The following is a 10762-nucleotide window of genomic DNA, read 5'->3' on the forward strand; positions in this document are numbered from 1 at the left end:
ATAGTCTTTATATCCCTCCACTATAAATCACCTGTAAATTATTGTTAATAAATAATGTATATCATAACAAACCTCTTTTCTACAAAAATAAAAAAGTCAGCAAAGCTGACTTTTTATCCGGCCATTTTCTCTTTTTTCATTTCCTCTATTACTCTCGTATACTTCTCTTCATCAAATTCATTTTCACTTTTTGCAACAACTACAGTCGCAATGCCATTACCAATTAAATTAACGATAGCACGTGCTTCTGACATGAAACGATCTACACCAAGTAATAGCGCTAACCCTTCTAGTGGGATAACATTCATTGCTGACAAAGTAGAGGCTAATACAATAAATCCCCCGCCTGTTACTGCCGCTGCTCCTTTAGATGTAACTAATAAAATAGCTATTATAGTTAATTGTTGACCTAGTGAAAGATCGACGTGAAAGACTTGTGCTAAAAATATAGTGGCCATCGATAAATAAATTGTTGTTCCATCTAAATTAAAAGAGTACCCCGTCGGAATGACTAAACCTACTACCGGCTTCGAACATCCGAAGTCTTCCATCTTTGTCATCATTCGCGGTAATACTGATTCTGATGATGATGTCCCAAGAACAATAAGTAATTCTTCTTTAATATGCGCTAAATATTTCCACAAACTAAATTTATAAAATTTACAAATGAAATTTAAAACAATAAAAACAAATAATGCCATTGTTGCATATACACAAATCATTAATTTACCAAGTGGAATAAGTGTACTTAAACCATATTTTCCAATTGTAAATGCCATTCCACCGAATGCTCCAACCGGTGCTAATTTCATTACAATTGATAAAATGTTAAAAAATACTTTCGATAATCTTTCAAAAAAGTCGATTACCGGTTGTCCATTTTTCCCTAACATCGTTAACCCTGCACCGAATAAAATGGAGAAGAACAGCACTTGTAAAATATCACCTTTTGCAAATGCTTCAAACATGTTAGACGGCACAATATGTAAAAAGAAATCCACCCACTTCATTTCTTGCCCGCTTTGTACATATTGTGAAACATCTCCGCCCTTTAGCTTTGAGGGATCTAATCCATCTCCGGGACGTACAACATTCGCTACGATGATACCAATAATTAAAGCCGCAGTTGTAACAATTTCAAAATATAATAATGCCTTCCCACCAACACGACCTACCTTTTTCATACTTCCCATACTTGCAATACCAAGCACAATTGTTAAAAAGATAATCGGTGCAATAACCATTTTAATCATATTGATGAACGTTTCACCAATTGGCTTCATCTCTTGTCCAACACTCGGCCAAATTGCCCCTACTGCAATACCACAAATAATGGCCACAATAACTTGAAATGTTAAATTCTTTATGATTCTCATTTTTGATACTCCCCTGTTTCTTTCATTTCTCCCATACTATTTCAATAATTGCTAATGATATATTCTATGTAATAGCCCCCCTGTTATTTCACTTAAACCACAATTTTATGTTACACTATTATCTTAAATCTGAAAATAGTATATAACATTTATATATAAACGACATACTATTTAACATAATAAAAAAGCAGACATTACGTCTGCTTTAATTCTCCTCAATCTGTTTTTCACTTAATCCTAAATGTGTTCTAAGCATATTACTCAAACTCTGCAAATCTTTTTTATTAGGATTATAATAATATACACGTTGCCCATTTGGACCATTAGGTAAGTATAAATCATCACCTGCTAATTGAATTTTTTCAATCGAACAATTTAAACCGTATTTATAAAAAGATAAAATATCATCCATTGCTAAATTTGTTTTAAAATCACCTTCAACCGCCTCGACTATTTTTTCTAGCTTCGTAATCGATCCTACACTTTTTAATTTACTTAAAACCGCTTCCATAACAAGTTGTTGGCGCTGCCCTCTCATTGCATCACTATCAATATGACGCGTTCTTGCTAAGGCAAGTGCTTCTTCCCCTGTTAATTTTTGTAGTCCTTTTTTCAAATGAATCGCCTCAGGTTCATCTTTACTATTTTGCTCCGTAAATTCAACTGGGACATCTACTTCAATCCCATCTAACCCATCAACAATTTTAGTAAATGAATTAAAATTAAACTTTACAAAATAATCAACAGGCACTTGTAATAACTTTTCTACCGCTTCCACTGAAGCTTGCGGCCCTCCATCTTTACCATTTTTAACGAAACCACTTCCATATGCATGCGTTATTTTATCTTTTTTCTTTTCAACCGGAACATATGTGTATGTATCACGTGGTATACTCGTTAATTTCACAGTCTTATCATCTTTATTAAAAGTAGCTAACAGTAGTGCATCTGTATGAAATGCACCATTATACTCCTTTTGTCGTTCTTGATTTTCATCAATTCCCATAATTAAAAGTGAAACATTATTCGTAATCGGTTTTACAGTTTCCTCACGTAAATTCGATTTTTCACCACGTGCTAAATTCAAACTAGATTTTTGTACGAGATTAGAAGTTTTCATATATATATAAGTACCATATCCAACTCCGCCAAATAGTAATACTACTAACAGTACACTGATTATCATTGTCTTCTTATATTTTCGTTTATTTTTCTTCTCTCTTGAAGAAGAGGTATTCTCCATATCGTTCCCTCCGTTTTCTATTCATCTAATATATTTTTCAATTTTTCATACTTAGCGCTATCCTTTTGAAATGTATTCTCTTTCAATCCTTTGTTTATTTGTATCCATTCTGTTGTAATCGAATATTGAATCATACCTTCGTGGAAACTAAGGAATTTTAGCATAATCCCTGTATTTTTCTCTACAACCATTTCAAACTTCCCTCTTAAATCTTCAGATGTACTTACAGGCATTTCTATATTTATTGTCCCTTCTATTTTGTAGCAATCCAGTCCAAGATACTTCGTTTCTTTATAATTCCAATCTTTATATCGAATTAATAGATCAGCAAATTCGGATTGAATACTATACTTCGCGAATCCCACATATTCATCATCATATCTTTTTTTCTCACCTGATTTTCTCAATAACCTTCCCGTAGGATTTAATTTTAATAGTTCACAGTTTCTTTCTTTCGGGCTCCATTTTGTTTCTTTGTACGTATACTTCTCATCATCAAATTCTTTTTTCTTGCCCTCGTTATATATAATGGTTCGTTTTTTCGTTAGCTTGTCTTCTTTTGAAGAGATTCCTCTTTGTTGCTCCGTATCAATCGCATATTTGTATGTTGTAGCAATTCTTGACGAACTAGAATATTCCTCAAATTGTCCTGAAATATTATTAAAATGATCAATGGAATCTAGCATCTTTTCATGAATCTTTTCCTTATCTGGATAATTTACATTTGATTTTATTTCCTCTTCATTTTCATAATCAGAAAATGCCTTTTTCTTTACATATTCAAACACTCCGCCGTTTTGAGCAAAAATTTGATCAGAAAACTCCGACATAGACACAATTGAGAGCACTAGGACAGCAGCACTTATAACCATCATATAAACTCTGTAACCTTTCTTTTTTACCGGAAGATTATGTAGTGTACGATTAATCTTTTCATTTAACTCTGGCGGCACTATTACATTCTCTTCGTTTATTCTCTTTTTTAATTTCTCATCAAATAATTTTTCATCATCCATCCTTTGCACCCCCTATTCCATCTTTAATCGTTTCTGTAGTTGTTCCCTCGCACGTGCCAATCTCGATTTCACTGTTCCTTTTGGTACTTCTAAAAGCTTTGCTATACTCTCTTGATTCATATCTTCATAATAATAAAGCACCGTAACAGCTCTTAACTCTTCATGTAACGATTGAATCGCATTACACAAATCTATATCTTCATACTGATCGCACGCACTCATATTGTAATCATTCTCTTCTGTCACAATTATCTTTTTATACGTTCTAATAATGTTGTTACATTCATTCATTAAAATTCGAATTAACCAAGTTTGAAAAAACTCTTCTTTCTTTAATTTTTTTATATTTTCATAGGCTTTTAAAATTGTTGTTTGTATCGCATCCTCTATATTTGTCTCATCACGTAACATAGCCTTTGCAATGCGATACATCTTCATTTTTTCCGTATGTATAAGCGCCATAAACGCTTCATGATCACCTTTTTTCGCTAAAGAAACATCGGTTTCTTCTTTTACAATCATTTTATATAAAGGGATTACTTTCACAATTGCTCCTCCTGTTTCATCCTCACTTCAAATTTAACTTTACATGTATTAGACGGATGAGCCTAGAAAAAGGTTCACTTTTTTGAATATTTTTGTAATTAAAAAGATAAATATCCTTTATAAGTATGCAATAAACATACTAGTTTAAATTTACAAATAAAAAAAGCCCACTTTCTCAGTGGACTTTCTACTTTATAACGGTAAATCCCTCTTCTTAAACACTACAACCGCTACGATAAAAATACAAAGCGCTCCAGCAGTTAAACCTATACTTACCGGCCATATATTATACGTTCCTTCAGCAATTTCTTTCGGACGAAACAGCGTAAATAATGATAGGTTTTTCATCCATTCTAACTTATCACTTAACTTCCCTACCATATCTAATACGAAAAATAAGATAGTTAAACTCGCTGAATAACTTAGTGCTTTTCTTTCGTCATTACATATACAAGAAAAGAAAAATGAATAAGCACTAACGACTAAAAATATGAGCCCTCCGACTACATTTATCTTCAAAAATAATTCTTTATTTAAGTTATTATCTTGTAAAAACCATTCTGCACCTACTAACCCAGCTACATACGTAACAGATACAATAATCAGAAGTCCCAATATGAGAACAGCAGCTTGTGTAATCGCAATTTGCACTCTAGATACAGGTGTTGCTAGCAAGTATGCCATTGCTCCTTTATCTACATGACGAGCAATTAAATGTGTCGCAACTGTTACGCAAAAAATTGTTAAAATGATAATAAACAATAGACTATAGTATTCACCAGCTAAAAAATCCATTACGTTTTGAATCGGACTTTCCATACCAACGATTTTTTTCACACTATCAGGCATGGCAGCTATTAATTCATTTAGCCCTTTCGCTGATACCATTGACGGGAATATCCAAATTAATAACCACAAATATAAAGCCGCACCAGACGCATAACTCAAAATACTTTTTTGTGTTTCTTTCAAACTAGCTAAAAACAATTGCTTATTCATGCGTTATCCCTTCTTTCTTATCGTAATAATGCATAAATAAATGTTCTAAATCCATCGCTCTCGTTTGAAGTGCCGTTACATTATAGTTTGAAAGTATTTGTAAAACAGCTTGATAGTTTCCTTGTACAATGATAGATGCCTCTCTGCCTTTTACCGCTTCAAATTGCAAATTACATTGCGCGAGAGATTCAATCTCTTCCTCTGATGATACGGTTACATCTATCACTTGTCGTCTCATACTTTGTAAATCATGAATATTTTCAACCGTTACAAGGCGACCATCTTTAATAATCGCTACTCGGTCACATGTACGTTCAATTTCAGTAAAAATATGCGACGACATAAGAATTGTTTTCCCTCTTTGCTTTTCCTCTACTATTAAATCTATAAATACTTGCTGCATAAGTGGATCGAGTCCTGAAGTCGGTTCATCCAAAATTAACACTTCTGGATCATGCATAAAAGCAGCAACAATCCCTACTTTTTGTTTCATTCCTTTAGACATTTTTCGAATCGGTGTTTTCACATCGAATTGTAGACGTTCTATTAATTCATCTCGTTTTTTCGTATCCTTTAAACCACGCATTCCTTGCATTAACTTTAAAAATTCTAATCCATTCATTCCGTCAATAAAAGAAATTTCTCCTGGTAAATAACCAACTTCCCTTTGAATCTTCGCGGCATCATTCCAACAATCTAATCCGAAAATGGAAGATTTTCCAGCTGTCGGTTTTATAAATCCCATTAAATTACGAATCGTTGTGGATTTCCCGGCACCATTTGGTCCTAAGTAACCGAATACTTCTCCTTCTTTCACTTCAAATGTAATATGAAACAAGCCTTTTCCATTTGAAAACTGTTTTGTAACATTTTGAACTGAAATCATAATTCCACCTCATTTTTTGAAATATTTTACTTGTGATATTTCAAAATTATTGTACTCCTCATCTTTCATATTCGCAACAACTTTTTGAAATATTTATATGTCCATATTTCAAAAATATTGTTTTCCATTATTTTTTCTTGTATATTTTAATTGAGGTGATTGCATTGAACGGCTTTGAAAAAGTGAAAGAAAAGAAAAAACGTGCCATAAAAGAGGCAGCCTTCTTATTATTTTCAGAACGTGGATTTAATGAAGTGAAAATAGAACATATTGCAAAAGAAGCAAACGTTTCTCAAGTTACCATTTATAATCATTTCGGAAGTAAAGACGCGTTATTTAGAGAACTTATACAAGAATTTATAACATCTGAATTTCAATATTATAAAGAGCTTGCTGAAGAGAAATTACCTTTTCATGATATGATGCAAAAAATGATTGTAAGAAAAATGAATACTGGCGGATTATTTCAGCCTGACATGTTGCTACAAATGATGCAAAGAGATGAAATTCTCCGAGAGTTTATTTATAGTTATCAAAACGAAAAAATCTTGCCTTGGTATTTAGAAATATTAGAACAAGCACAGCAAAAAAATGAAATTAACCCTCACCTTACTAAAGAAATGATGTTGCTATACATTCAAATGTTTACTAAATTAGGCGATGATTTTGGAGCCAAGCTTCTTGAAGGAGATCGCGAAAAACATATACAAGATATCGTTACGATGTTCTTTTATGGACTATCCGTCCCAACAAAATAATGTTTCTATAGAAAAAATAACATCACAAAAAAAGCCCTTTGGATATTTTAAATCTCAAGGGCTTTTTCATGTCAAAAATAACTAAAACTAACTTTATCTTAAAGAAGTTAAATGCTGCTTTAAAGATAATACCTTATTATAGATTAACTCTTTTAGCATCACAGGCTGAATTGAAATAATCGTTTCACCGAAATTTAGAAAATAACTTGAAATAAACTCAACTTCTTGCTTGTTAAAATAGCCTGTTATACTATAATTTTCATTTTCTTTTTGTATCCTCATGGAAGGATAATTCTCTTTATCAAAAATATCTTTTCCTTTTTGATTAACAATGACACTAAAATCAATTGCATCAGGTTTTCTGTGAAAGTTTGTAAGATAACTTAATAGTTCTTCAAGATTTTTTGAATTCGTATTGCTTGTTTCCACAATAGAAAGAATTTTATCACATCTAATTATTTGAACATGATTTGTCTCAAAATTAAAGATTTTAGCATACCACTGGCCAAATTTAGATTCTATTCGAATAAATTGTGCGACCAATACTTTCTCCTCATCTTTTTTTAAATATGTTACATAATAAACTCGCTCAGCAAAAATCCCCTGCAAAATTTCTTTTAAGAACGGACTAAAATTACTATGATTTGTTACTTCAAAAGAAAGCGTTCGTTCCATAATTGAAATATTTTTACGCACATTATCAGGTAAGACATGTTTAAATTTATTTTCAAGCGCAATACTTTCTATATTAAATGGTTTTGTCTTGTATCCATTTAGTGTAAGAATTGAAAAGTATAACGCATACATTTCATCCACACTAAAATAAATTGGAGATAATATACTATTTTCTATAATTTTATAACTTCCATTTCTACCTAGTTCAGAATATATTGGTACACCTATTTCTTCCAATGATTGAATATCTCGTAAAGCTGTACTTTTAGAAATATCATATCTAACCATTAAATCTTTTAAATTAAAATATCTTTTATTATTTAAGAAAATAAGCATATCATTTATTCGTTCCGTTTTTTTCATATTCCCCTCCCGAAAGGTGTCATGTATTGAAACCTTTTTAGTCTATATTATAATTATTAACGAATAAAGGAGTTGTGAATTTATGACATTAGAAATAGCTATTTTTCTCTCAATGAATGGGCAAGCAAAGGAGGCAATTCATTTTTATACACGTAATTTAGAAGCCAAAAAGTTAATGATGGTTACGTATGAAGAACTGGCGAAAAGAGATCGTTCTTTCAAAATTACAAGTGAAAATAAAGATCATATTGCTCACTCTGTTTTACAAATTGGGAATACAAAGCTAATGATAGCAGAAGATACAATGAATCCTAATGAACGTTATAACGTTGGAAATAACATGTCACTTTGCATTCAAAGCGCTAATCTAGAAGAAATACAAAGATTTTATAATAATTTAATTTCCGATAAGCATGTGAAAATAATCTCTCCGCTGAAAAAAAATGTATTTAGTGAAGCATACGGGATTATTGAAGATCCTTATGGCATACAAATCCAATTAATGTATGATAAACGACTAAACTAATTAATTAATTAATTAATCATATTCACATATTCCTAATAAAAAAGACACGAAATTCGTGTCTTTTTATTTTATAGAAATGACTCTACCCGTTTCACTACTTTCAACCGCTAATTGAATCAGCTTGATTACTTCTAAACCTTCTTGCGCTGTTACAGGTGGTTTTTCACCATTTATAATGCTATCTCTTACACCGTTATAGTACATGTCATAACAGCCGACTTCTGTTGGAATACGTACTGACTCTTCTTCTGTTTCTAGAGTAACAAAATTCTCTTCAGCGTCTACTCCATAACCGTTATCGCCTGGCTTCATTCCATTTTTTAATTGTTCTTCCTGTGAATCCATACCGTATTTCACGATAGAACCTTTATCTCCATGCAGTGTAAAGTGTGGACCGGCTTTTTTCACATAACTGCTACTACGTAAAATGACACGTTTAACTCCGTAATGAAGTACTATGTGGAAATAATCATCAATTTCTGCACCTGGTCGTTGTTTGATTACATCTGCACTGATTGCATTTGGTTTCCCAAATAATGATAATGCTTGGTCAATTAAATGCGAGCCTAAGTCATATAATATACCTGATCCTGGTAAGTTCTTTTCTCTCCATCGATCACGTACATGTGGACGGAAGCGATCGAAATGCGCCTCATATGCGTATACATTCCCTATTCTATCCTCTTCTAATAATTTCTTTATCGTTAAGAAATCATTATCAAAACGGCGGTTATGATATACACTTAATACCACATTATGCTGCTCTGCTAATGAAATAAGCTCTTCTCCTTCTTCAATTGAAACAACAAATGGTTTCTCTACAACAACATGCTTACCGTTTAATATTGCTTCTTTTACATATGGAAAATGAGTTGTATTTGGTGAAGTAATAACAACTAAGTCAATATCAGCTCGCTTCACCAATTCATCAATTGTACTCACGACGTTAGCATTCGGTAATGTTTCTTTTACTACCTCTTCTTTTGAAGATAATACGGCACGAATATCGTATTCTTCTATCGTTTGTAATAATGGGATGTGAAATGTTGTACTAGAAAATCCAAACCCTACAATCCCTACACCTATTTTTTTCATGTTGCCCCTGGTTTAAAATTCTTATAAAAATCTATAAATCGTTGGCGAACCAAGTCAAATGCCAACTACCGAAAAGGAATCTCACCTTTTTCCTGTCCGTAAGGGTTGTGACCTTTTCATCCACCTATTGTGAAAGAATGACGGCAGGTTCCTGTTAGGAACGATCTGTCCTTGCATACTACCATTCATCCAAGTCAGTAGCATGCAAGAGGTTATAAGAAATAAACCAGTACCCCCTTCTCATTTAAATTTTAAATACGAATTGTTGATTGCTCATATAAACAGTTTTGTGAAGAATGCTCCACAATTTCCAATTGTGATATTCTTTCCACGTTTGAATTGTTTGTAACCATTTTTTATATACTTTTTTCGTATTCTTTTTACTTTCTTCCATGGAAGCAACAAGAATACGCAGTTTTGTTGTAATTTGGTTTTTTAATAATAATATAATCTCTTTTGGTACTTGTTCTTGCAATTCTAATCCACGTCTTGCGATCGTGAATGCGGCTGCTTCATGAACGCTAATACCGAAATTTTTACTGTATTTTAATTTTCCAATCACACTTGTATAAGCGGGGTTTACCGTTTTAATAGAAAATCCGTTACGAAGAGCCATACGAATTAAACTGTTCAACATCTTTTTATACGTAAATTGATGGAAATTACGATTACTGTATGTATCAGTATCATGAGATTGTTGAAACTTTAAATCTTCTAAAACAATTCCACCTACATTGTTTTCCAATAACCATGTTTTAATTTGTTTTACGATTTGTCCAATTATCGTTGCACGTTTGTTTGTTGAAAATGTATTCAGATTGTGTAGATAAAAAATTTTTGAACCTTTAAAATTACCTTGTTTTGTACATAAACTAACTGCAATGCGGTCCGGATTTACATCAATTCCTGCAATTACATCTGATTGTGGTGTTTCCTTGAAATCTAGTACACGACCTATTTCTGTTTCATTAAACGTAATATTTACATAAAATTCATTTTGTTTACGAATGATTTCTACACTATATTTTTGATGCTCTATAATCGGTTTTCCTTTTGGATTTACACCGATTTGCTTTCCCATAACGACATTTGTGATTTGATGATAAAAATGATATGGAATGATAATCGGAACTTTGATTCGTGGGCTTTTTGTTTTTCCATTTGTTCTTCCTAATGGATTTGCAATTTCTAACCATCCTTGCCCACAGTCATCAACTGTAATGCGCATGTTCAAATTCCCTTTTTTGCTTTTATCTCCACGAGAATATAATTGTCGTGT

11 protein-coding genes are annotated in these 10762 nt (G+C 32.3%); 2 read left to right on the plus strand and 9 right to left on the minus strand.

Annotation, left to right across the window (positions count from 1 at the left end; genetic code table 11):
• Nucleotides 1-113: 113 nt before the first annotated feature.
• The 6 genes from ACTFSI_RS23410 to ACTFSI_RS23435 form a co-directional block, all read right to left on the minus strand.
• A complete protein-coding gene (locus ACTFSI_RS23410) occupies nucleotides 114-1376 on the minus strand; it encodes a dicarboxylate/amino acid:cation symporter (protein ID WP_001220191.1) in 1263 nt (420 codons plus the stop codon).
• 205 nt (nucleotides 1377-1581) lie between these two features.
• Entirely contained in the window at nucleotides 1582-2619 is a 1038-nt protein-coding gene (locus ACTFSI_RS23415) for an LCP family protein (protein WP_070806666.1), read from the minus strand.
• 17 nt (nucleotides 2620-2636) lie between these two features.
• Nucleotides 2637-3635, minus strand: coding sequence for an anti-sigma factor (locus ACTFSI_RS23420; RefSeq protein ID WP_440045681.1), 999 nt, complete (start codon nucleotides 3633-3635; stop codon nucleotides 2637-2639).
• Nucleotides 3636-3647: 12 nt separating this feature from the next.
• On the minus strand, nucleotides 3648-4181 hold the full coding sequence (locus tag ACTFSI_RS23425) for a sigma-70 family RNA polymerase sigma factor (protein WP_044793395.1): 534 nt from the start codon (nucleotides 4179-4181) through the stop codon (nucleotides 3648-3650).
• Nucleotides 4182-4373: 192 nt separating this feature from the next.
• Nucleotides 4374-5180, minus strand: coding sequence for an ABC transporter permease subunit (locus tag ACTFSI_RS23430; protein ID WP_001041431.1), 807 nt, complete (start codon nucleotides 5178-5180; stop codon nucleotides 4374-4376).
• Nucleotides 5173-6066: an ABC transporter ATP-binding protein gene (locus tag ACTFSI_RS23435; protein WP_000626608.1), complete on the minus strand. Its 894-nt coding sequence runs from the start codon at nucleotides 6064-6066 to the stop codon at nucleotides 5173-5175. Before ACTFSI_RS23435 ends, ACTFSI_RS23430 begins: the two co-directional genes overlap by 8 nt.
• Before the next feature lie 155 nt (nucleotides 6067-6221).
• Here ACTFSI_RS23435 and ACTFSI_RS23440 point away from each other — a divergent pair, with 155 nt between their 5' ends.
• Nucleotides 6222-6824 carry a TetR/AcrR family transcriptional regulator gene (locus ACTFSI_RS23440; protein ID WP_240458524.1) on the plus strand — a complete coding sequence of 201 codons (603 nt, stop codon included), beginning with the start codon at nucleotides 6222-6224 and terminating at the stop codon, nucleotides 6822-6824.
• 93 nt (nucleotides 6825-6917) lie between these two features.
• Here ACTFSI_RS23440 and ACTFSI_RS23445 read toward each other — a convergent pair whose 3' ends face one another.
• The gene (locus ACTFSI_RS23445; RefSeq protein ID WP_000750576.1) at nucleotides 6918-7862 is read right to left on the minus strand and encodes a helix-turn-helix transcriptional regulator; all 945 of its coding nucleotides are present in this window, start codon (nucleotides 7860-7862) and stop codon (nucleotides 6918-6920) included.
• Nucleotides 7863-7944: 82 nt separating this feature from the next.
• On the opposite strand from ACTFSI_RS23445, the gene ACTFSI_RS23450 reads away from it, so the two are divergent.
• Nucleotides 7945-8388, plus strand: coding sequence for a VOC family protein (locus ACTFSI_RS23450; RefSeq protein ID WP_000171335.1), 444 nt, complete (start codon nucleotides 7945-7947; stop codon nucleotides 8386-8388).
• Nucleotides 8389-8451: 63 nt separating this feature from the next.
• On the opposite strand, the gene ACTFSI_RS23455 is transcribed toward ACTFSI_RS23450, so the two are convergent.
• Nucleotides 8452-9483 (minus strand): oxidoreductase, encoded by a 1032-nt coding sequence (locus tag ACTFSI_RS23455; protein ID WP_000719755.1) that lies wholly within the window; start codon nucleotides 9481-9483, stop codon nucleotides 8452-8454.
• 244 nt (nucleotides 9484-9727) lie between these two features.
• A partial coding sequence (locus ACTFSI_RS23460) for an IS200/IS605 family accessory protein TnpB-related protein (protein ID WP_440045682.1) occupies nucleotides 9728-10762 on the minus strand: 1035 nt, incomplete at its 5' end.

The organism is Bacillus cereus group sp. MYBK101-2 (assembly GCF_051918845.1).
GTDB classification, from domain to species: Bacteria; Bacillota; Bacilli; order Bacillales; family Bacillaceae_G; genus Bacillus_A; species Bacillus_A paranthracis.